Annotated in this window: 19 protein-coding genes and 1 pseudogene; 4 read left to right on the top strand and 16 right to left on the bottom strand. The window is 63.5% G+C overall.

The window, feature by feature from the left end:
- Positions 1–63 precede the first annotated feature (63 nt).
- The 6 genes from JN756_RS10705 to JN756_RS10680 are packed head-to-tail and all read right to left on the bottom strand — an operon-like array spanning position 64 to position 6,060.
- Positions 64–666, bottom strand: coding sequence for an amino acid synthesis family protein (locus tag JN756_RS10705; protein ID WP_046384086.1), 603 nt, complete (start codon positions 664–666; stop codon positions 64–66).
- Positions 667–681: 15 nt separating this feature from the next.
- Entirely contained in the window at positions 682–1,131 is a 450-nt protein-coding gene (locus tag JN756_RS10700; protein WP_046384087.1) for a VOC family protein, read from the bottom strand.
- A gap of 11 nt (positions 1,132–1,142) precedes the next feature.
- Positions 1,143–2,183: a WD40/YVTN/BNR-like repeat-containing protein gene (locus JN756_RS10695; RefSeq protein WP_046384088.1), complete on the bottom strand. Its 1,041-nt coding sequence runs from the start codon at positions 2,181–2,183 to the stop codon at positions 1,143–1,145.
- A 12-nt stretch (positions 2,184–2,195) separates the two neighbouring features.
- The gene (locus tag JN756_RS10690; protein ID WP_017846967.1) at positions 2,196–2,990 is read right to left on the bottom strand and encodes an SDR family NAD(P)-dependent oxidoreductase; all 795 of its coding nucleotides are present in this window, start codon (positions 2,988–2,990) and stop codon (positions 2,196–2,198) included.
- A 26-nt stretch (positions 2,991–3,016) separates the two neighbouring features.
- Positions 3,017–4,507, bottom strand: a complete 1,491-nt coding sequence (locus JN756_RS10685; RefSeq protein WP_201022091.1) for an aldehyde dehydrogenase family protein — start codon at positions 4,505–4,507, stop codon at positions 3,017–3,019.
- Positions 4,508–4,518: 11 nt separating this feature from the next.
- On the bottom strand, positions 4,519–6,060 hold the full coding sequence (locus tag JN756_RS10680; protein WP_046384090.1) for an acetolactate synthase large subunit: 1,542 nt from the start codon (positions 6,058–6,060) through the stop codon (positions 4,519–4,521).
- A 262-nt stretch (positions 6,061–6,322) separates the two neighbouring features.
- On the opposite strand from JN756_RS10680, the gene JN756_RS10675 reads away from it, so the two are divergent.
- Positions 6,323–7,081, top strand: a complete 759-nt coding sequence (locus JN756_RS10675) for an IclR family transcriptional regulator (protein WP_046384091.1) — start codon at positions 6,323–6,325, stop codon at positions 7,079–7,081.
- A 27-nt stretch (positions 7,082–7,108) separates the two neighbouring features.
- Here the strand turns inward: JN756_RS10675 and JN756_RS10670 are convergent, their stop codons facing one another.
- The 4 genes from JN756_RS10670 to JN756_RS10655 all read right to left on the bottom strand — a co-directional run bounded on the left by JN756_RS10670 (position 7,109) and on the right by JN756_RS10655 (position 12,836).
- The gene (locus JN756_RS10670) at positions 7,109–8,431 is read right to left on the bottom strand and encodes an alginate export family protein (protein WP_174630465.1); all 1,323 of its coding nucleotides are present in this window, start codon (positions 8,429–8,431) and stop codon (positions 7,109–7,111) included.
- Positions 8,432–8,520: 89 nt separating this feature from the next.
- On the bottom strand, positions 8,521–9,870 hold the full coding sequence (locus JN756_RS10665; protein ID WP_046384092.1) for an aminotransferase class III-fold pyridoxal phosphate-dependent enzyme: 1,350 nt from the start codon (positions 9,868–9,870) through the stop codon (positions 8,521–8,523).
- A gap of 11 nt (positions 9,871–9,881) precedes the next feature.
- Complete coding sequence (locus tag JN756_RS10660; RefSeq protein WP_046384093.1) at positions 9,882–11,303, bottom strand: aldehyde dehydrogenase family protein; 1,422 nt, start codon at positions 11,301–11,303, stop codon at positions 9,882–9,884.
- A gap of 84 nt (positions 11,304–11,387) precedes the next feature.
- Complete coding sequence (locus JN756_RS10655) at positions 11,388–12,836, bottom strand: APC family permease (protein WP_046384094.1); 1,449 nt, start codon at positions 12,834–12,836, stop codon at positions 11,388–11,390.
- Positions 12,837–13,180: 344 nt separating this feature from the next.
- Here JN756_RS10655 and JN756_RS32360 point away from each other — a divergent pair.
- From JN756_RS32360 to JN756_RS10645, 3 genes and pseudogenes are all read left to right on the top strand, one after another.
- Positions 13,181–14,374 (top strand): annotated as a pseudogene (locus JN756_RS32360) (HAMP domain-containing protein); the annotation flags it as partial.
- A 102-nt stretch (positions 14,375–14,476) separates the two neighbouring features.
- Complete coding sequence (locus tag JN756_RS32355) at positions 14,477–15,232, top strand: methyl-accepting chemotaxis protein (RefSeq protein ID WP_370737511.1); 756 nt, start codon at positions 14,477–14,479, stop codon at positions 15,230–15,232.
- Positions 15,233–15,298: 66 nt separating this feature from the next.
- Entirely contained in the window at positions 15,299–16,780 is a 1,482-nt protein-coding gene (locus JN756_RS10645) for an MFS transporter (RefSeq protein WP_201022089.1), read from the top strand.
- 28 nt (positions 16,781–16,808) lie between these two features.
- Here JN756_RS10645 and JN756_RS10640 read toward each other — a convergent pair whose 3' ends face one another.
- From JN756_RS10640 to JN756_RS10615, 6 genes are all read right to left on the bottom strand, one after another.
- On the bottom strand, positions 16,809–18,419 hold the full coding sequence (locus JN756_RS10640) for a gamma-glutamyltransferase family protein (RefSeq protein ID WP_201022088.1): 1,611 nt from the start codon (positions 18,417–18,419) through the stop codon (positions 16,809–16,811).
- Positions 18,420–18,441: 22 nt separating this feature from the next.
- A complete protein-coding gene (locus JN756_RS10635) occupies positions 18,442–19,221 on the bottom strand; it encodes an amino acid ABC transporter ATP-binding protein (RefSeq protein ID WP_046384098.1) in 780 nt (259 codons plus the stop codon).
- 2 nt (positions 19,222–19,223) lie between these two features.
- Positions 19,224–20,000, bottom strand: coding sequence for an amino acid ABC transporter permease (locus JN756_RS10630; protein WP_046384099.1), 777 nt, complete (start codon positions 19,998–20,000; stop codon positions 19,224–19,226).
- Positions 20,001–20,012: 12 nt separating this feature from the next.
- The gene (locus JN756_RS10625) at positions 20,013–20,819 is read right to left on the bottom strand and encodes an ABC transporter substrate-binding protein (RefSeq protein ID WP_201022087.1); all 807 of its coding nucleotides are present in this window, start codon (positions 20,817–20,819) and stop codon (positions 20,013–20,015) included.
- A 74-nt stretch (positions 20,820–20,893) separates the two neighbouring features.
- Positions 20,894–21,562: a GntR family transcriptional regulator gene (locus tag JN756_RS10620; RefSeq protein WP_046384101.1), complete on the bottom strand. Its 669-nt coding sequence runs from the start codon at positions 21,560–21,562 to the stop codon at positions 20,894–20,896.
- Positions 21,563–21,780: 218 nt separating this feature from the next.
- Entirely contained in the window at positions 21,781–22,755 is a 975-nt protein-coding gene (locus JN756_RS10615; protein ID WP_046384102.1) for a helix-turn-helix domain-containing protein, read from the bottom strand.
- Positions 22,756–22,757: the final 2 nt, after the last annotated feature.

Raw genomic sequence — 22,757 nt, 5'->3', positions numbered from 1 at the left:
CGCTAGTCACCGCTTTCTTGTTGTGGTTTTGATCGGATGCCACGCAAGGCCTTGCGCCCGGGCTCAGTGCAGCCCGTCGAGACCTTGCACATCCGCCGCCTGCAAACCGCCGAGCCGTGCATGCAGGCGTCCGCGCGTGGCGAAGGCCCAGATCACAACGATCTCGTCCGGCGAAGGACCGTCACCGAACATCAGCGACATGCTGTCGTAATGGGAGCGCACATACAGCGCATCCTTGTGAGCCAATGGCACGTCAATGGTCGAACCCGGACCGCCACGTTTGCCGGTGGACGGCACCCAGGATTTGCCACCGCCCAGCGCGACACGGATCGGATCGGCGGCAGGGTTGGTCAGGAACGCGTTGCCGTGCTCGTACTCGCCCTCGGTGCCCACCAGGATAGCCTTGCCGTAGCTGACAATCTCGTGCTCGCCGGCCAGTGCGTTGATGCGCCGGCCGAACTCTTCGCCCAGCAACGGCGAGTCGTCCACCAATGCATCCAGCGTCTGGCTGAAGCGGCCGGCATAGGGGTTGGCAATCACTGCAGCGATGGCGTATTTGTACACAGGTTCGCCATCGGCCAACTGGCCGGTTTCGTTGGCCAGGGTTTCTTCAATGAAGCTGTACCATTTACGGATGTGATAGCTGGCGAAATTCGCGGTTTTCATCAGAGCTGCCTCTATTCAAAGTGGGTCGAGTTTAAAGTTCCGGCTCGGCGCGCCGGCGGCCTTGAAGCGGGCCTTGCCAAGTGCGTCGTCGTGCTCGGTCTCGAGAAAGAATTCCATGCGATTACAATCCGGATCGTGGAAATACACGCCATGGCCGATTTCGTGATCGGTGATTTTCACCACCTCGACGCCTTTGCTCAGCAACATGCCGTAGAGCTGGCGCAGGGTGGTCATGTCGCCGGCGATTTCCAATCCGTAGTGCTGCAACCCCAACCCGCCCTGATGGGCGCCGGGTTCGGCACGAATCAACGCAATGTCGTGGTGCTTGGTGCCAAACGCCATCATCACCCAGCTCTCGCCACGGGCACTTTCGTGCATACCCAGGATGTCGGCGTACCAAAGTGCTGACACATCTGGATCACTCACCCATAGCGATAAGTGAGTACGAAGGACTTCGACTTTCATCACGCACTACCTCAGTTTTTCTTGACGATGGATTGATGCCCCGCCTTGATCTGCGCCACGGCGGGGGTCCACAGCACGTCAGCGATCTCACTGAATTCGCGCCACTGCTTCTGCCAGCCGTCACCGCCGTTCTCGGAGGTGAACAAATGGCCGTACTTGGTGCCCGCGACGATTTGCCGAGGGTTCGCCGGGTTGAAGGCAATAGCCCACACACAGGAATTGGGCTGTTGCGGCAGCGGCAACACCTGCCAACTGAGCGCGGCATCATGGGAGACCAGGATCTTGCTGGTGGTGCCCGGCGTGCCGTCGGAGATGCTCAGGTACAGCGTATCCTGCGTGCCCAATGGCGCACTCATGGCGCGCGCGTAGTACAGGCCAAACGCTTCGCGGGCGACGATGCCGGTCCAGGTCAGCCCTTCATCGAGGCTGCGGTAAACCGCATTGACGCAAACCACCACGATGACTTTCTCACCGTGATTGGGCAGGACCAGGATGTTGTGGATGTCCGAGTTGAAGTCCCACAGCAGCCGATCATCGACGCGCATCCAGCTTTCGCCGCCGTTACGCGAATGGAACAACCCGCCCTCCTCGAGGCCGAACCACACCTGGTTGCGGTCGGTGGGGTCGTAGGCGAAGGCCAGCAACCGTGGACGACTGACGCCATCACAGAACTCCGGGATTTCCACCGGCGCGCGATCCCAGCTCAGGCCGCCGTCCAGGGTGCGCCACAGCTCGGCGCGCGAAGGCGCACCGGTGCCGACGAATATCCGCAGAGCATCCTGCGGGTCGACCGCCACCTTCCACACGGTCTGCCCGTTGAACGGCGTGTCGACCTGCTGCCAATGGCCGCCGGTGTCGTGGCTGACGCACAAACCAATGTCGGTGCCGGCATAAATCACGTCCGGCGTGCCGGGGTGAAAGCTCAGCGAACGGGTGATCGCATCGAACTCCAGATCCTGCCCGAGGCCGAGACGATGCCAACTGCGGCCATCGTCGGCGCTACGGATCACGGCCTGGCCGACGGTGGCGACTAATAGGGTTCCGTTACTCATCGCAGTTACTCCTCAGATGAAGATGCCACGGGTCAGGCCGCCGTCGATGCCGATGGATTCACCGGTCACCGCGCCAGCCTTGGGGGACGCCAGGAAGCCGATCAGCCAGCCCATTTCAATGGGCGCCAGCGTGCGGCGAATCGGCGTTGCGTCGATGTAGCCCTGCTCGACCTGCTCCGGGGTCTTGCCCTGCTTGATCCCTTCGCGCTCGTACAGCTCGCGGATGTGCGGGGTGTCGACCACGCCCGGGTGGATCAGGTTGACCGTGATGCCGAACGCGCCCAACTGGTCGGAGAGGGTTTTGGTCATGTGCGCGATCGCCAGGTTGCGCATCCCCGAGAGGACTTTGCTGCTGCGCCCGGTGAGGCCGCCGATGTTGATGATGCGACCGAAACCGCCCGCCTTCATGTGCGGGGTCACGGCCTTGGCACAGCGGAAGTAGCCGATCACTTTGGTGTTGAGGTCCGACAGCAACTCGTCGTCGCCGGCATGCTCGATGTCATTGCGCACCACGCCCGACGGCGCCGCGGCACCGTTGACCAGGATGTCGATGCGGCCGAAGTGCTTGTGCGCGGCGGCGACCATTTCCGACACGGCCGACATATCGTTGGTGTCGCAGAACAGCGGCAGTACTTCGTTGCCGGTCTGCGCGCTGATCTCTTCGGCGGCCAGTTGGAGAAACGCCATGCGCCGCGCACAGATCACCACCTTGCAGCCTTCTTCGGACAGAAAGCGCGCAACTTCCTTGCCGATGCCCATGCCACCTCCGGTGACGATTGCCACGCGGCCTTTCAATTCCAGATCCATAGCAGTTCCTCTTGTGATTATTCTGTTCAGCCGAGATCGACAAACACACTTTTGGTCTCGGTGTAGGCGTCGATAACGTTCTTGCCCATTTCCCGGCCCCAGCCGGATTGCTTGTAGCCGCCGAACGGCGAAGCCGCATCGACCACGTTCCAACAGTTGATCCACACCGAACCGGCCTGGAGCTGCGCCGCCAGGCGGTGCGCCGAGCGCAAGTCGCGGGTCCACAGGCCGGCGGCCAGGCCATAGGGCGAGTCGTTGGCGCGCAACACCAGGTCATCGACGTCGGTCCAGCTCATGACGGTGAGCACCGGGCCGAAGATCTCTTCGCGGGCCACGCAGGCACGCTCGGCACGATCGAGGAACACGCTCGGCTGGATGAAGTGCCCGCGTTCCAGGTGCTCGGGGCGGCCGCCGCCGCAAATCAGTTCGGCGCCCTCCTCCTGGCCGCGCTGCAGGTAGCCCTTGACCGTATCCAGCTGCCGCGCGGACACCAGCGGGCCCATGCTGTTGGCCGGGTCCAGGCCGTTGCCGAGGACATGGGCGGCAGCGTGGCGCTGCAGTTCTTCAAGCACCTGATCCAGCACGCTGGCGTGTACGTACAGGCGCGATGCCGCCGTACACACCTGGCCCTGGTTGTAGAAAATCCCATCGGCGGCGCCCTTGGCGGCGCGCACGATGTCGGCGTCGGGCAAGATGATGTTCGGTGATTTGCCGCCCAGCTCCAGCGAGACCTTCTTCATGTTGCCGGTGGCCGCCTGGGCGATCAGCCGCCCGACCTGGGTCGAACCGGTGAAGGCGATCTTGTCCACGTCAGGATGCTGCGCCAGCGGTGCGCCGGTCTCGGCGCCCAAGCCGGTGATCAGGTTGACCACACCCGGCGGGAAGCCCGCCGCCTCGATCAACTGCACCAGCCGGATCGCCACCAGCGGCGTCTGCTCGGCGGGCTTGAGCACCGCCACACAGCCGGTGGCCAGCGCCGGGCCGAGCTTCCACACGCACATGTTCAACGGGAAGTTCCACGGCACGATCAAGGCGCAGACGCCCACCGGCTCGCGCAACGTGTAGTTGAGCATCGGTGCGCCGCTGGCCGGCGATACCGGCAGCGTGCTGCCTTCGATCTTGGTCGGCCAACCGGCGAAGTAACGAAGGATGCTGGCCGCGCTGGCCGCCTCGGCGCGTGCGTTGGTAATCGGCTTGCCGTTTTCCAGGGTGATCAGTTGCGCCAGCTCTTCGCGGTGCTGGTCGAGCAAGTCCGCCAGGCGAAACAGCAACACGCCGCGCTGGGCCGGTGACTGCTGCGCCCAAGCCCCCGTGAATGCGGCGCGGGCGGCGGCTACGGCGGCATCCACATCGCGTTCGTCGCTGCGCGCGACTTCCGTGAGTGTTTCTTCCGTGGCGGGGTTCTCCACGGCAAACCGGCGACCGCTGGCCGCGTCCTGCCAGGTACCGCCGATGAACAGACGGCCGGGTTGAGACAGGAACGCCTGGACGGCGGGTAACACGTCAAGCTGATTCATCATCGACTCCTTCACAGTGCCATTTCGATCAGGCAAGGGCCCGCATCGGCGGCGGCATTGGCCAGCGCCCGTTGCAGTTCGGCATTGGTGTGTACGGTACGGGCCGGCACGCCGTAGCCGGTGGCCAGGGCTTTCCAGTCGATCCGTGGACGGTCCAGCACGGTCAGGCTGAGGGCTTGCGGGTCGAGTTCGGTCATGCCGAAACGGCGCAGTTCGTTCTGCAGGATCGCGTAGCGGTGGTTGGCGGCGATCAGGATCACCACCGGCAATTGCTCGCGGGCGATGCTCCACAGGGTTTGAATGGTGTACTGCGCGCTGCCGTCCGATTGCAGGCAAAACACCCGGGTACCGGGCTCCGCCAGCGCGGCGCCGAACCCGACCGGAATGCCCTGGCCAATCGCGCCGCCGGTGTTGGTCAACACACGGTGCCGCGCCGCACTGGCGGAGGCGGTGAAAAACGGATAGCCGCAAGTGCCCCCTTCGACCGAGACAATGCAGTCGTCCGGCAGCGCTGCGGCCAACACTTGGCCGACCGACTGCGGCGTCAACGCGGCCTCGCCTGGCGGCAGCTCGATCCCCCGCGGGGTCGGCACATAAGCCGGTGCATTCAGCGCGTCGGCCAGCGCGGTCAACGCCCCGGCCACGTCGTCGCCGACGTCGGCCAGCGACAGCAAGCGCTCACGTTCGGCCAGCCGCGACGGAATACCTTCGTAGCCGAAGTAACTGATGGGTTCCGGGACACCGGCACAGACCACCTTGTCGTACTGCTCGAGGATCTCGATGGCCACTTCCGGGAAGTACGGCAGGCGGTCCAGGTCCGGCAGACCGCCGCCCCGGTAGCTGAGCCGGGGAAAGGTTTCGGCGAACAGCCGCACACCGGGCAATTGCGCCAGACGCCCTGCCGCTTCCAGGCCGGCAACCGACAAGCCTTGATCACCGACGATGAAGACCAGCCGCTGACCATCACGCAAGGCCTGCGCGACCGCTTCGATACGGTCGCCGGCAAAGCGGCGGATCGGCGCCTGCATCCGCGTGAACACACCGTTGTGCGTCACCGCGGCGGCTTGCAGGTCCATCGGCAGGATCAGACTGGCGATCTGGCCCTTGGCTTGCCAGGCGGCACGCACGGCTTCCTGCAGGTCCTCACCGATCGCCGAGGCGGTGCGCGATGTGCGAACCCAGCCGGACACGGTGCCGGCCAGGGCCTGGATATCGCTGGCCAGGGGCGGGTCGTAGTTGACGTGCCATGAGGCGTGGTCACCGATCACATTGACGATAGGCGTGTTGGCGCGCCGCGCGTTGTGCAGGTTGGCGATGCCATTGGCAAACCCCGGGCCCAGGTGAGTCAGCGTCATCGCGGGCTTGCCGGCGACGCGGCCGTAACCGTCCGCCGCTCCGGTACAGACGCCTTCGAACAACGACAACACCGGCTTGAGGGCGGGCGCGCTGGCCATGGCCGCCACCAGCGGGATCTCCGTGGTTCCCGGGTTGGCGAAGCAGTACTCGATACCGCTTGCCGCTGCCGCATTCACTATCAGTTGCGCACCATTCATTATCAGCCCTCTCGCTTGAGCATCTTCTTTGATGAGATTTATCACACATAAAACCACATCAAACAAGCTGTTTTTTACCATTTGTCTCTACTTATGAGATAAATGCCAATTAATCGGTTATGAAAAGTGCTGCGACGATTGCTTTTTCGCTTAACTGCGATAGTGTGGCGTGACGGCCCCCCATCGGGCCGGCCGTCTTTTCAGCGCGGGCGGGCGTGCCTATAGTGCTCACCCGCGTGCCATCCCCTTTTCTAGGAACGAAATGAGCAGTCTGAGCAAGTTGTTGAGTGTCCTGGACCTGTTCGGTCCGCAGACGTTGAAGATCGATCCGGACACCATCGCCGAGCGCATGGGCCTGTCGCGCGCCACCGTGTATCGCTACGTCAAGGACCTGTGTGACGCCGGCCTGCTGACCCGCGTGGATGCCGGCAGCTACGGCCTGGGGCCGCGCGTGATCGAACTGGACTGGATGATGCGCCAGTACGACCCCATCCTCCTCGCCGGGCGCGAGCTGATGCACGAACTGTCCGCCCAGACCGGCCTGGCCGTGTTCGCCAGCGTTTTTTATGACGGGCGCATCATCAACACCTACATCGCCGAACCCAGCGACACCTACCACTTCTCCTTTGGCCGCGGACACCCGCTGCCGTTTTTTCGCGGCGCGCAATCCAAGGTGCTGATCGCCTTTCAGAAAGGTCGACGCTTGCAACGCCTGTTCGAAGAACACATGGCCAACGACCCGGACAGCCCATACGACTGGGCCAGCTTCTCCAAGGCCGCGAAAAAGATCCGCAAGGACGGCTACTGCCTGACCCACGACGAACTCAACCTGGGCCTGACCGGCATCGCCGCGCCCATCATCCGGCCGGATATGGACGAGGTGGTCGGCAGTCTGTCCGCCGTCGGCAGCAGCCAGAGCTTCAAGCTGCTGCGTCAGGAAACCGTGATCGAAATGGTGATGGACACCACACGGCGAATTGCCGAAAACATGCGCAACCCACCGAGCGCCCCCGCGTCCTGAGGGTCAGGAACGCGACGGCCGTCAACCTCAGAACGGCACCGCGACCGTGAATTGGCTGTACAGGTTGGTGCCATTGCCGACCGTCTGGTTGCCGCCGCTGGTGGAGTCCTGCTTCGGCTTGTAGAGGCCGATCAGCGGCGTGACGATCAGGTGCGGGTTGACGGCCCACTCGACGTAGACGTCCAGCTCCCGCGCATCGAGGTTCAGCGCATTGTTTTTGCGCAACGTGTCGAAGTCAAAGTACAGCGCGCCGACCGTCAGGTTCTCCAATGGCGTTGCCTTGAGACCGACGTGATGGATACCGGTGTTGCTGTTGAACGGGCCGGCATAGTTGGAGGCCACCTCGCCCTGGAACCAGGTGCCGTAACCCGTGCTGAGCCCGGTAAACAGCGAATCCCACTTCTGCGAATAACGGGTATAGCGATAGGTCAGCTTCGGCGCCCAGGCGATGTCGGCAAAGGTGTAGCCGGCTTCGCCGTACCAGGCTTTTTCAGGCCCGTCGTCTTTGTCCTGCCAGGCATACTCGAATGCCAGGCTGACGTTCGGCAGCCCGGCATCGCCTTCGCCGCGCACGCTGTAGACGTTCATACCCTTGCGCTGGCGCTGAAAATCGCTGGCCCAGCGCTCGTTCACATCGATGCCATGCACCCAGGTCAACCCCAGAGTGCCGGGCTTGGCGGTGTAATCCAGGGTGCCGGCGGCCAGTTCGGTTTCCGCCTGGGCGCGGTTGTCGGACTTGAGCCACAACACGCTGCCATGCACGCCCTCCTGCCCGCCCAGGCGCAGGACCGCGGTTTGATCGAAGGCATGCCGCGCCGCCAGGTAAAAGGCCCCACCACGGTTCAGCGCGCCATCCGCCGGGCCCTTGCCCAGGTTCGGCCCGTCGTCGTTGATCAGGAAACCACGACCGATCTTGACCACCTGGCGCCCACCGGAAATATCCACACCGTCCTTGCCCAGTGCCGGAAACAGGTCGCCGGAACGCCAACCGAGGTAAGCGTCTTCAATTTTCGTGGTGTGTTCGGTGCCGAGGGTATTGCCGGCCGGATCACCGTCGCCCCAGGTCGCGGAACTGACCAGCGCGAACGCGCCATAGGCCGTGCCTTTGCCTGCCAGGGCCTGGTCGCCGCTCAAGCCGTATTTGATGAAGCCTTCGCGCCAGGTCGAACCGCCCGGGGCGCCGTCATAGTTTTTGCGACTGTTGAACTGACCGAATACGGCGGTCATATCGGCGTTGAGATGCCGGCTCTCGTCGCTGTAAACCTCATAGGCATGGGCCTGGCCGACGGCGCAAAGCGCCAATGTGGCAGCCAGGGTGCCGCGGCGAAAGGGAGGGGATGGATACCGCATGGTTGAAACTCCTTGAGGTGCACCTTCAAAGGCTGTCTTAGGTATTCGCATAACACTGGCGCAGCCGCGCTGCGCCAGGCTCGCAAGGGCTAGCCGCAAGCGGCGAGCGCGGTGTCCAGCGCCGCGACGATCAATTCGGCCTCCCCGCCCGTGAGGGTCAGCGGTGGCGAAAGAACGATTTTGTTGCCGATCGGCCGCACCAGCACCCCGGCGCGGCGTGCCGCGTCAGCGATCCGCAAAGGCTGCCCGGCCGCCGGGTTCAGCGGTTCGCGGGTGGTTTTGTCCGCCACCAGGTCGAGGGCAATCATCAGGCCCTTGCCGCGCACTTCACCGACCACGGCGTAACGCTCGGTCAGTGCTTGCAGCTGTTCGAGCAATTGCCCGCCGACCTTGGCGGCGTTGCCCGGCAGGTCCTCGGCTTCGACGATATCCAGCACCGCCAGGGCGGCCGCGCAGGCGGTCGGATGCCCGCTGTAGGTGTAGCCGTGCATGATCACGTTGCTGAAGCCTTCGCCGTGCTCAATCGCGTCGACGATGCGCTGATTGAACATCGTTGCGCCCAGCGGGATATAACCGGCGGTGATGCCTTTGGCCAGGCACAGCATGTCCGGCGCGACACCCCAGCCGCGGCTGCCGAGCATGCAGCCCGAGCGACCGAAACCGGTGACCACTTCGTCGGCGATCAACAGAATGCCGTGGCGGTCGCACACCTCACGCAGGCGCTTCCAGTAGTCGTCCGGCGGCACGATCACGCCACCGGCGCCTTGCACCGGTTCCGCGATCAACGCGGCGATGGTCTGCGCGCCCAGCAAGGCGATCTGATCTTCAAGCTGGCGAATGCAGTGTGCGGTCAGCGCTTGCGGGTCCCGGCAGTCCCAAGGGTTGCGATACAACCATGGGGTGTCGAGCAAATGGCATCCGGCCAACAACGGCCCGTGGTTGTAGTGATAAACCCCATTGCCGCCCACTGACGTGCCGCCCATGTGTACGCCGTGATAACCGTTGCGCAGGGACAAAAAGCGCGTGCGCCCCGGCTCGCCGCTGGCGATCCAGTACTGGCGGGCCATTTTCAGTGCGGTCTCCACCGCATCGGAGCCACCGGAACTGAACAGCACACGCGTCATCTGCTCCTGGGCGAACATCGACGTCAGCCGCTCGGCCAGGTCGAACACCCGCGGATGGGCAATGCCGTCGAAGGTCTGGTAATACGCCAGTTCGTCGAGTTGCGCGGCAATCGCGGCCTTGACCGACGCACGGTTGTGCCCGATGTTGACGTTCCACAGGCCGCCCACGCCGTCGAGCATGCGCTGGCCGTCGATGTCGGTGATGTAGTTGCCGTCGCCACGGGCAATGATCAAGGTCTTGGCACGCTGCGCCGGGGCGCTGGAACTCATCGGATGCCAGAATTTCTTCTGCGCAGTTTTGTATTTTTCGTACATGGCTCAGGCCCTTACTCAGCGTCACGGTTGTGGACAAACAACAGCTGTTGCCCGGTGAATTCCAGCAGCCCTTCAAGGCCGAACTCGACACCGAACCCGGACATCTTGCTGCCGCCGAACGGCGTGTTCGGCTGGATGCGGGCATGGCAGTTGACCCATGCCACGCCGCTTTCCAGACGGCTGGCCAAGGCCGTCGCCTGTTCGACGTCCGGCCCCCAGACCGAGCCGCCCAAGCCCATGTCGCCCGCATTCGCGCGACGCAGCACGTCTTCCACATCCTGATAGGCGATCAACGGCAACACCGGGCCAAACTGCTCCTCGTCGACCAGCCGCTGGCCGTCCGTGACATCGGCGACCAGCGTGGGTGGATAAAAGAACCCCGGACGCTCCAGGCGTGCGCCGCCGCACAGAACCCGCGCGCCGTGTTCGCGCGCATCGGCGACCAGTGCCTCGACCAGTTGCAGTTGCTCCAGGTTCTGCACCGGACCAAACGTGACCCCCGGCGCCAGGCCGTCACCGACGACCTGGCGTGCGGCGATGCGCGTCAATGCATCGGCAAACGCCGAGTACTGGGACTCATGAACGTACAAACGCTTGAGGGCCGCACAGGTCTGGCCCATGTTGAGGAACGCTGCCTGGAAAATCGCTTCGGCGACCTCTTCCACCGGCGTGCCCGGCAGTACGATGGCGGCATCGTTGCCGCCCAGTTCGAGGGTCAATCGCTTGAGGTTGCCGGCAGCGCCGCGCATCACGCTTTGCCCGGTGGCGGTCGAGCCGGTGAAGACGATCTTCTGGATACCGGGGTGGGAGGTGATCGCGCTGCCGAAACCTTGCTCACCGGTCACGCAATTGATCACCCCGTGGGGCAGATGCCGAGCGATGATGTCCACCAGGCGCAAGGTGCTCAATGGCGTCAGGCTCGAGGGTTTGCTGATCACGCAATTGCCGGCACGCAACGCCGGCATGATGTGCCACACGGCAATCATCACCGGCCAGTTCCACGGTGTGATGGAAGCCACCACGCCCAGCGGCTTGCGGTGCAACTCGACACGCTGGGTGGGGGTTTCTTCCACCAGTTCCACGGGGATCTGTTGCGCGGCGGCATAGCGGGTCCACGCGGCGGCGCCCATGACTTCGGACAACGCCAGCTCCAGCGGTTTGCCCTGTTCGAGAACGATCAACCGGGCCAGGGCGTCGGCATCCTGTTCGATCGCCTCGGCAATCGCCAGCAGGCGCTCGCAACGCAGCGCGTGAGTGCTGTGCCGCCACGTCTTGAAGGCCGCCTGGGCAGCCGCCACCGCCTGGTCCAGTTGCGCCAGGGAACCGGCCGGGCACTGTGCGAATGCGGTGCCGGTGGCTGGGTTGATCACGTCAAACTGCCCGTTTTCACCGGCAACCTGAACCCCGTTGATCAGCATCGTGTAATGGTGCATGTGCAATTTTCCTTTAACGCAGGCACGCCTTGTCGGACACCGACAAGCGCACAGTTCGCAGTAGAGTTGTACCGGGTTGATGCCTTAGAGCTTGTGGCTGCCCAACGCCAGGAACCGCTGGGGCGATACCTTGCGCAAGCGCGCGGCGAGAAAGATGCCGCCGAGCAGGGCCAGGGGGATGACGGCGCACAGGCTGTACGACAACAGCTTGCTGGCGCCCGTGAGCACATCGAAATGCGCCACCGCCAGTACCAGCACCATCAGTAATGCCAGGCAGGAGATCCCCGGCAGAATGCGCCCGCGCAAAACGCTGACGTTGAGCTCCGGATGCCGGTGAAAATACACACACACCGCGACCGAGGTCATCGCCATCAACAAAATCACGCACAGGGTGGCGAGGTTGGAGAACCAGGCGAACAGTTGCAGGATCGGGTCCGCATCCAAGGCGGCGAAGATCAGCACCACCACTGCCGCGATCAGGCTCTGCAAGGCCGAGCCCATATGCGGGCTCTGATGCACGCGGTGCGTGGTGCCCAGCAGACTGTGCAGCAGGCCGTCGCGGCCGATCGCGTAGAAGTAGCGCGCGGCGGCGTTATGGAATGCCAACAACCCGGCGTAGATACTGACCATGAACAGCACGCGGATGATCTGGGTCAGGTAAGGCCCGACGAAGTGATCGGACATGCCGTAGATAAAGGTCGTGGGGTCCTGTAATGCCTGCAGCATCGGCACGATCTTGTCCGCGCCCACGCCCACCACCATCGCCCAGACCGACAGCGCATAGAACCCACCGATCAACAGCACCGAACAGTAGGTGGCAATCGGAATGGTGCGCTGCGGGTTTTTCGCTTCCTCGCCGTAGATCGTCGTGGCCTCGAAGCCGATGAAGGCGGCGAAGCAGAACAGCAGGCCGATCGACGGCGTACCGCTGAACACATGCTGGCTGCTGAATGCGTCGAGATTGACGCCGCTGTCGCCACCGCTCTTGAGAATGGCGAAGTCGAGGGTGAGGATCGCCAGGTACTCGGCGATCACCACGACCGACAATACCCGGGCCGACAGATCAATCTTGCGATAACCGAGGACCGCAATACTGGCCATCGCCATCAGCGAATACGACCACCACGGCAACACCAGGCCAACCACGCTCTCCATGGTGCCGCTGACCACGCCGCCGAACATGCCATACAGGGCGATCTGGAGAATGTTATAGGCAAACATCGCCAACACCGCCGCCGAGCCCCCGGCCAAACCGCCCAGGCCACGCGAGGTGAAGGCATAGAAACCGCCAGCGTTGGTGAGGTGCCGGGACATGGTGGTGTAACCCACCGAGAACGCCAATAGCACCAGCAAGGCGAGAAGCAGCAACGCCGGGGTGCCGGCACCGTTACCCAGCATGATGCCAATCGGAAAACCGCCGGCGATGACACTGAGCGGACTCGCCGCCGAAACCACGAAAAAGATGATGAAGCCGACACCCAGGGCGCCTCGCTTCAACTCCGTGGAGCTGTTGACCTGAATAGATACACTCATGTTATTGACCTTATTGTATGAGGCAGTCGCTGTGGGGTGGCTCCGATCAAGGCTCTATCGGCACCGGGTAGCGCTTTTATTTTTTGGCTTGCACGCTGTATTCGATCCTATGCCCCCCTACAAACCCCTCGCTATCCCAAATCGGTAGCATCGCCTGCACCGCCCCAAAACAGTTCAGCGTCCAGCACCGTTCCCCGCCGATTTGGGATAACCCTCCGGATGTTCATCCCTGCACTCTAGGGTCGCCGTGCTATGCCCGGATGTCGGCTAGCAACAATAAGAAACGACGGCGCCCACCAGGCTATTACAGCCCATAGAGCCCTCACGCGCAGGAACTCCCAGCCATGCCTTTTGCTCACCTGACTATTCAATGGCGCATCACACTCCTGAGCGGGCTGTGCCTGCTGGCCGTTGTCGCCGCATTGACCGGCGCCTCGCTGTACCAGAATCAACAAAGTGCAGAACTGCTCAAGGCACGCAGCACTCAGTTGCTGGCGCAAGCGGCCACGGAGCACTTGCAGGCCCAGGCGGTTGCCCACGGTCAGCAGGTTGCGCGGTTTTTCAATGAGACGGCGCTGTATGGCGAAGGCTTCGCGCAACAGGTCCTGCAACTGCGCGAACAAACCCTCAATGGCCACCTCTCGGCGACACAACTGCGCGAGACACTGGTGAACATTACTCGCCAGACACTGCTCAAGCGCGACAAAGTGCTCGGCCTGTACGTGGTGTTGCTGCCCGATGCGCTGGCAGGTGCCGACGCGCAGTTCACCGCGCAACGTGCGTTGGCAGGCAACGAAACAGGCCGGTTCGCGCTGTATTGGTCGCAGAGCCAACCGGGGCAGTTGGTCCAGGAAGTACTCACCGAGCCGCAAATCACCGCCAACCATGCGCCGGCGGGCAGTGAGCCGGAAAACGCCTGGTACGTCTGCCCGCAGGCCCAGGGCCGCACCTGTGTGGTGGCGCCCTATGAAAGCGAGGTGGAGGGCCGCAAAGTCCTGATGAGCAGCATTTCGATTCCACTGATCGCCAACGGCACGACGATCGGCGTGGTCGGCATGGACATCGGCCTCGACACCCTGCAGAAACTCGCGGCCAACCTGCGCCAGGATCTGTACCAGGGCGCCAGCGCAGTCAGCATAGTCGCAAACTCGGGCCAGGTGGCCGGGCGCAGTGGCGAGGTCTCGGGCGCCAGCATCGACATCAGTCAGTCCGTCCAGACCGTGGCGGGCAGCCCACCGTGGACGTTGCAGTTGAAGGTGCCGCAAGCCGTGGCGCAGGCCCCCGTTCGGCAGATGCAGAGCGAACTGGATGCCCAACGCCGCCAGGCCAATTGGCTCAACCTGGGCCTCGGTTTGCTCGCCAGTTGCCTGGGCATGCTGCTGATCTGGCTGGCGGCCTACGGCGTGACGCGCCCGCTGCTGAAGGTGGCCAGCCTGCTCGATGCGATTGTCGATGGCGACGGTGATCTCACCCAACGCCTGCCGGTGGCTCGCCACGATGAGCTGGGCGCACTGAGCAACGGTTTCAACCGTTTCCTGGACAAATTGCAGCCGATCATCCGCGACATCCAATCCGCCTCGTGGGACACGCGCACCAGTGCCGACACGTCCTCGGGCATTGCCCGGGAGGTCAGCGCAGGCATGCAGCGCCAGTACCGTGAAGTGGAACTGGCGGCGACTGCGCTGCATGAAATGAGCGCCAGTGCCCAGGAAGTGGCGCGCCACTCGCACTCTGCCGCCGACGCCGCGAGCGCCGCGGAAAGCGCGAGCCGCTCCGGTCAGGCCGTCTTCGCCAGCGCCGTACACAACATCGAACACCTCGACCAGCGCCTGGACGCCACACTCAAGCAGGTACACGCCCTCGCCGACAGCAGCAGCCAGATCAGCCAGGTGCTGGACGTGATCTGCACCCTCGCTCAACAGACCAACCTGCTGGCCTTGAACGCGGCCATCGAAGCGGCCAGAGCGGGCGAACAAGGGCGCGGTTTTGCGGTGGTGGCCGATGAAGTCAGGCACCTGGCCAGCAACACCCAGAGTTCGGTCGAGCAGGTGCGCAACGTGATCGAGAGGTTGCAACAGCTGAGCCAGGAGGTGGTACACAGCACTCAACTGAGTCGCGAACAAGCCGGCAGCAGCGTGATCCAGGTGCAACAGACGCGTGCGGCGCTGCAGAACATCTCCCAGGCCGTGGACGTGATCGAGCAGATGAACCAACAGATCGCCAGCGCCGCCCTGGAACAAAGCACCGTCGTGGACGATATCAGCCAGCGTGTCAGTGACATCCGTGGCATCAGCGAAACACTCACCACGCGCATGAACGAGGCCTCCAGGGCCAGTGACTCACTGCATGAAATGGCCAACCATCAGCAGAACCTGGTGGGCCATTTCCGTGTGTGAGGGGCAATGCAGCGCAACTGAGCTACAGTGGCCGGCCTTCGACACCTTACCCATCGAGCCCTGCCCATGACCGCTTCGCGACGCTGGTTGATCCTGGCCATTATTTCCAGCGCATTGCTGCTCATCGTGATTGACATGACCGTGCTGTACACCGCGTTGCCGACACTGACGCGCGAGCTCGGTGCGACGGCGTCGCAGAAACTGTGGATCATCAATATCTATGCGCTGATCGCCGCCGGGCTGTTGCTGGGCATGGGCACGCTCGGCGACCGCCTGGGGCATAAACGGCTATTTATCGGGGGGTTGAGTGTATTTGGGCTGTGCTCGCTGATCGCAGCCTTCTCGCCTTCGGCCAGCGTATTGATCGGCGCGCGGGGGTTCCTGGCGGTCGGCGCAGCGATGATGATGCCCGCCACATTGGCCCTGGTCCGGTTGACGTTCACCGACGAGCGCGAACAGGCCATGGCGTTCGGGATCTGGGCCTCGGTGGCCTCGGGGGGCGCGGCGTTCGGGCCGGTGGTGGGTGGCCTGTTGCTGGAGCATTTCTGGTGGGGCTCGGTGTTTCTGATCAACGTGCCGATTGTGCTGCTGGCGTTGCTCGTCGGCGTGCTGTTGATCCCCGACCACCCGGGAAACCCCGAACGACGTTGGGATTGGCTGGGTTCGCTGCAGGTGATGATCGGGTTGATCAGCATGGCGTATGCCGTCAAGGAACTCGGCAAACGGGTGCCCTCCTTCGACGCCATGCTGGTGGCGGTCGTGCTCGGTGCGCTCTGCCTCACACTGTTCATTCGGCGCCAACGCCGAGCGACGCAACCGATGCTCGATCTGTCGTTGTTCAGCACGCCCGGATTCAGAAATGCCGTGATTGCAGCGCTCGTGTCCGCCGCAGCCTTGATTGGCATGGAACTGGTGTTCAGCCAGCGCCTGCAGCTGGTGCTGGGCCTGTCGCCGCTGGACGCGGCGCTGTTCATCCTGCCGCTGCCACTGGGTTCCTTCGTCGCCGGCCCGCTTGCCGGCTACTACCTGCCGCGCCTGGGCAACCAACGCATGCTGTTCTGGACATTGCTGCTGTCAGCCGCCGCGATGCTGGCCTATGTGTCGCTGTACAACGCCGCAGTGCCGCTGCAAATCGTCAGCCTGGCGCTGCTGGGCCTGACCATGGGGGCGGCACTGACTGCGGCGTCGAGCACTATCATGCTCAGCGTACCCGCCGACAAGGCCGGCATGGCCGCCTCCCTTGAGGAAGTCTCGTTCGAACTGGGCGGTGCGGTGGGCGTGACACTGGCAGGCAGCCTCTTGTCAGCGATCTACGCGTACTCGACAGGCTTGATGATCCCGTCATGGCTGAGCCGAAACCCCATGACATTCGAGAGCCTCGACGACGCGCTGAAAGTCGCAGAGACCTTGTCACCCGAGGGCGCCGCCATGCTGACGGCGTTCGCCCGTTCGGCGTTTGATGCAGGCTTCGTGGTCGTGCTGGTGACGATGGCGATACTGCTGTTGATGGCCGCACTGCTGGTCAAGCTGAGCCGGCAGGCGCAGTGAAACCGCGCCCTTGGGCTCGATCAGCGGCTCACCACACGGCGATATGCGAATCCGTCCGCGGCTCGGTCCCCCCGCACAGCACGCCGCTGACCGGGTCGCGCAGAATGATCTGCCCACGCCCGTAGTCGGTCAGGTCGCTGTCGGTCTGCACCTTATGCCCGCGCCGCGCCAATGCATTGACCAAGTCCCGCGAAGCGCCGTGTTCGATGCCGACCTTCATGTCGCCCAGCCATTGCCAGCGCGGTGCGTCCAGGGCCGCCTGGGGGTTGAGGCCGAAGTCCACCAGGTTCATCACCATCTGCACATGGCCCTGGGGCTGCATGTAGCCGCCCATCACGCCGAACGGTCCGAGAGCCTGGCCGTCCTTGGTGAGAAAGCCCGGGATGATGGTGTGGAAGGTTTTCTTGCCCGCGGCCAGGCTGTTGGCGTGGGCCGGATCGAGGCTGAATTCCTGCCCGCGATTCTGCAGGGCGATGCCGCTGTCGGGCAGCACCACGCCGGAGCCGAAGCCGTGGTAGTTACTCTGGATGAACGAAACCATATTGCCTTCGGCGTCCGCCGTGGCCAGGTATACCGTGCCGCTGGCGTGGGGGTCGCCGGGCGCGGGCGGCTGCGCCTGTTCACCGATCTGGCTGCGGCGGCGCGTGCTGTAGGCGTCGCTCAGCAGATCGGCCACCGCCACACGCATATGCTGGGGGTCGGTGATGTAGTGCAGGCCGTCGCTGTAGGCGAGCTTCATCGCTTCCAACTGACGGTGCCAGGTCTGTTGGCTGTCGCGGTGATCGAAGCTGAAGCCTTCAAGGATCTTCAGCGTCATCAACGCTACCAGCCCCTGCCCGCTCGGCGGAATTTCCCAGACGTCCACGCCGCGATAATTGATATGGATCGGCGCCACCCACTGCGCGCGGTAATCCTTGAGGTCGCTGGCGCGCAGGTAACCGCCGCTGGCGCGGGAGTGCGCGTCAAGGCGCTCGGCCAAGGCGCCGCGATAGAGGCTTTCGCAGCGGGTCGCGGCGAGTTCTTCCAGCGTGTGGGCCTGGGCCGGGTTGCGGAAGATCTGCCCGGCCTGTGGTGCGCGCCCGTCGATCAGGAACGTGTCGAACCAGGCGTCCAGCACCGCGTCGCGATGGGGGCTGAATTCATTCAGGGCGATCTGCCATTGATGGGCGACCACCGGCGACACGGGGAAACCGTCGCGCGCCAGGCTGATCGCCGGTTGCAGCAGTTCGGCAAAGGGCAACTTGCCGAAGCGTTGCGACAGCTCCGCCCAGGCCGATGGACAACCGGGCACGGTGACCGGTGTCCAGCCGTACAGCGGCATCCGCTCATGGCCCGCCGCCTTGACCGCCTCGATGTTCAAGGCGGCCGGCGCGTGGCCGTTGCCGTTCAGGCCGTGCAACTGGCCCTTGCACCACACCAGGGCAAAGGCATCGCCGCCCAGGCCGCAGCCGGTGGGTTCCACCACGGTGAGCGCCGCCGCCGTGGCGATGGCGGCATCGATGGCATTACCGCCCTTTTGCATGATCTCGATCCCGGCCTGGGCGGCCAGCGGTTGGGACGCCGCGACCATGCCGCGACGGGCGAAGACGCTTTGGCGTTGCGACGGATAAGGGTACTCGTGAGCAGAAAATTTCAACATGGCAAAGGCTCTTCAAAAAAAGTCATAACACGCGGCTGAGAAAGGCTCGGGTACGCGGATGGCTGGGGTGGCTGAAGATCTGTTCCGGCGGGCCCTGCTCGATCAGTTCGCCCTGGTCGAGCACCACCACGCGGTCGGCCACTTCACGGGCGAAGCCCATCTCATGGGTGACCACCACCATGGTCATGCCCTCCTCGGCCAGTTCCTTCATCACCTGCAGCACTTCGCCGACGGTTTCCGGGTCGAGGGCGCTGGTGGGTTCGTCGAACAGCATCGCCTGGGGCTTCATCGCCAGCGCGCGGGCGATCGCCACCCGTTGCTGCTGGCCGCCGGAGAGCATCGACGGGTAATGGCTGGCCTTGTCCGCCAGGCCGACCCGCGCCAGCAGGCCACGGGCCTGTTCCAGCGCTTGCGCACGCGGCGTGCCGAGCACCTGGATCGGCGCTTCGATGATGTTTTCCAACGCGGTCATGTGCGGGAACAGGTTGAAACGCTGGAACACCATGCCGATGTCGCGGCGCTGACGGGCGATGTTGCGCTCTGAATCGCGCACCAGGCTGCCGTCGCTGCGCTCGCGATAACCCATGGCGCGACCGTTGACGCGGATGCGCCCGCCCTGGATGTCTTCCAGCAGGTTGATGCAGCGGATAAAGGTGGTCTTGCCGGAGCCGGAGGCGCCGATCAGCACCACCACTTCGCCACGGCGTACTTGCAGCGAGATGCCCTTGAGAATCGGCAATGTACCGAACGACTTGTGGATATCCAGCGCTTCGATGATCAGTTCTTCACTTTGGTGCGCCATGGTTAACGTCCCCTCAGCAGTTTCAGGGTGCTGCGCCCGAACAGGCGGCTGGACGCCGTCGGCGGCGCGGTGGGCCGGTCGGACTGGCTGAAGCGCGTCTCCAGCCAGCGTTGGAAAAAGCCCCACAGTGTCGTCAGCGTCAAGAAGTAGAGGGCGACCACCAGGTACAGCTCAAATACGCGGAAGGTCGCCGAGGTGATCATCTGCGTACTGAGCAGCAGCTCCTGCACACCGATCACGCTGACCAGGGTGGTGTTCTTGAGCATCACGTTGAACTCATTGCCCAGCGGCGGCACGATCACCCGGAAGGCCTGGGGCAGCACGATGCGCCGCATTAGCTTGGCGAAGCCCATGCCCAGGGAACGCCCGGCTTCGTATTGGCCCTTGTCCACCGCGCCGATACCGGCACGGATGATCTCGGCCATGTACGCGCCTTCGTTGAGGCCCAGGGCGATGATGGCCGCCTGGATATTGCCGGGCACGATCAGGCCGAACAGCTCGATGTCCTCGAAGCGGAAAATCCCGCCCGCCGCCAATGCGGTGTACAGAAACACGATCTGCACCAGCAACGGCGTACCGCGCATCAACCACACATAAAAGCGCACCGGCAGGTGCAACAGCGGGTTCTTCGACAAGCGCAACAGCGCCGCCGCCAGCCCCAGTACGCAGCCGAGCAGCATCGCCAGCACGCTGATCAGGCAGGTCAACCAGAGCCCGGTGAGGTACACCCCGCTGGGCTGTAGCAGGTACTGCCAGAACACATCCCAATTGAAATTCATCGCAGGTTTGCCTCAGTCGAGTGTGTCGCTGCTGACATGCCATTTGTCCAGCAACCGCACGTAGCTGCCATCGCTGCGCATGTCGCTGATGATCTGCTGCACGGCGGCGGTCAGTTGCGGGTCGTCCTTGCGCATGCCCAGGCCAGTGAGGATGCGACTGAACGCCGGCACGCCTTCCTGGAACAGGTCCGGGGCCATGGCCGCGTAGTAACCGGAGGTTTCCACGGTGGTGCCGTAGGCGTCGACCTGGCTGATGCGCAGGGCCTGGAACGCGTCGGTGTCGGTGTTGTAGACCACCAGCTTCATCGGTGGCTTGCCGGCCTTGGTCAGGCTGTCGTTGTGGGTGTCCAACAGGGTCTTGATGGTGGAACCGTTGAGCACTGCCACTTTGTGCGCGGACAGGTCATCCAGGGTCTTGATGCCCTTGGGGTTGCCCTTGGGCACCACCACCGACTGGCTGGAATACATGTAGTTGACGATGTCGATCACCTGTCGCCGTTCGGGCTTGTCGAACAGTTGATCGACAATCATGTCGCACTGCTGGGCGAGCAACGCCGGCACCAGCCCGGAGAACGGAATCACCCGCCATTGCACCTGTTTGTCGCCCAGGCGCTTGGCGATTTCCACGCCGAGGTCGACGGTGAGCCCGCGCGGTTTCTGGGTTTCGTCGAAGGACACCAGGGGCGGTGAATCCATCCCCGAGCAGTAGATGAGCTTATCGACTTTCTGCAGACGCTCCGGCACCTGGGGCGCAGCGAAGGCCCATGGGGTACAGAGGCCGAGAGAGAGAGCCACCAGCAAGGCGCGGCGTTTATGCATGACCAGACACTCCAGTTCGTTGAATAACGGGGGCAGGACTCAACGTCAACACACAGGCGGGCTTGGGCCCGCTTCTATTGTTCCGATTGCAGGAATTGAATCAGCGCCGGCACGGTGCCTTCGATGTGCTCGCGCACCACGGCTTCGGCGCGCGCCGCGTCACCGGCACGGATGGCGTCGAGGATCACCGCGTGTTCCTGGCGCGCGCTGAGGGGTTTCTCACCGTGTTGCAACCACAAGCGCATGGGCGCCTCGACCAGTGAGTACAACGCCGAAATCTGCTTCATCAGCCGCGGCCGGCCGCTGAGGCTGCACAGGTATTCATGGAACGCGCGGTGCCGGCTGACCCACACGGCGCTTTCGTCGCGGTAGTCGTCCATTTCGTCCAGCAAGCGCTCCAGGGCCGCCAGTTGGCGCTCGCCGATACGACCGACCGCAACACGCACCGCCAGGCCTTCGAGGGCGCTGCGCATCTCGAAGACTTCGTGCAGCTCATCGATATCCAGGCCGCCGACGATGGCGCCGCGGTTGGGGCGCAAGGTCACCAGGCCCTGGGCATCCAGGCGGCGGAACGCTTCACGCACCGGCATGCGGCTCATACCGATTTCACTGGCGATGTCTTCGGCAATCAGGCGGTCGCCCTTGCGGTAGCGGCCGCCGCAAATGGCATTGAGCAGGAAGTTGTAGGCCTCTTCCTCGGCAGTCAGGGGCTGACGGTCAACGTAAGCGGGGGCAAATTGCATTCGGCGGTACCTTTGCATTTTTGTATCCAATTATCCATAAATTCAAAAATGCACGAGGCGTGCCAGGTTCTGGCCTGTCGACTTAAGTGATTGATTTAGATGTAGTCGTCGGATACTTCGCAGTCGCCCATCCGATCCCGTCCAGACGATGTGCTACTAAAGAGGACAGTCCATGCACTATCCGTGAGCAGATCGGCAGCACCGTAACAACTGGATCGTCAGGCCCGCGCGCAGACGGCGATGGCGGCACGTGCGGTGTGCGACGGCAACTCGGCGAACAGCGCGTGGTACTCCGCGGCGAAATGGCTGAGGTGATAGAAGCCCCATTGGGCAGCGATATCGCCGATCGAGAGCTCCGACGCGCGGGTGGACATCAAGGTCCGGCGCACACCGTTGAGCCTCACGGAGCGCAGGTAGTTCAGGGGCGTGGTCTCGGCGACCGCGCGAAAGCTGTTCTGCACGGTGCGCCGACTGACTTGCAGGCGCTGGCACAAGTCGTTCACGCTGGGCACGCTGTTCAACTGCGCCGTCGCCAGACGGTGGCATTTCTCGACGATGAAACTGCCCGTGGAACTTGGGCTGCGTTGCTGCTTGTCACAGGCCGGGTCGGTCAAGAGTTGCAGCAGCTCGCCAAGCATGGCCTGTTCCAACGCCTGCTCCCGCTCGCGGTCTCGCGTGCTGTCGAGCGCTTCGTGCATCAGGGCCTGGGAGAACATCGCCAGCAAGCGCCGACGAGCGCCGGCAACGCGCTGCGTGGACACCCTGATCACCGGCTGACGCAGCAACTGGCCGACCTCCTTCGCCGACGCCGTTTGCGCCAGTGCCTGCTCGAACAATTCACGCTCGAACGTGATGGACAACAACTCCATGCCCATCGGCATATGGAACATGAACTCCTCGCCACCGTGAAGGAAGAACAGGCTGCTGTCGTCCACCTCCCGCCCCTGCATCCGAACCGAACCCGGCACGGTGATCGGCACCGCAAAACACATCTTGCCTCGCGGCGCCGCGCCGTGTTGCACGACGCGCTGGTTGATCTGCTCGCGAAACACATGGCAACCGGCAGTCGACAGTTGCATGAGCGAACTCTCAGCCGAACCCGCGGTTAATTGACTGTAGTCCTGGCTCCATTCCTCGATGGTGGCCGCATGCACATGGATGTCTTGAAAGTGGCTGATGAGCGGGTTTTTCATGG

The sequence above is a fragment of the Pseudomonas sp. Y39-6 genome, from assembly GCF_023651955.1.
GTDB classification, from domain to species: domain Bacteria; phylum Pseudomonadota; class Gammaproteobacteria; order Pseudomonadales; family Pseudomonadaceae; genus Aquipseudomonas; species Aquipseudomonas veronii.
The sequence above is the reverse complement of the archived record's forward strand: the minus strand, read 5'-3'. Positions and strand labels throughout refer to the sequence as shown.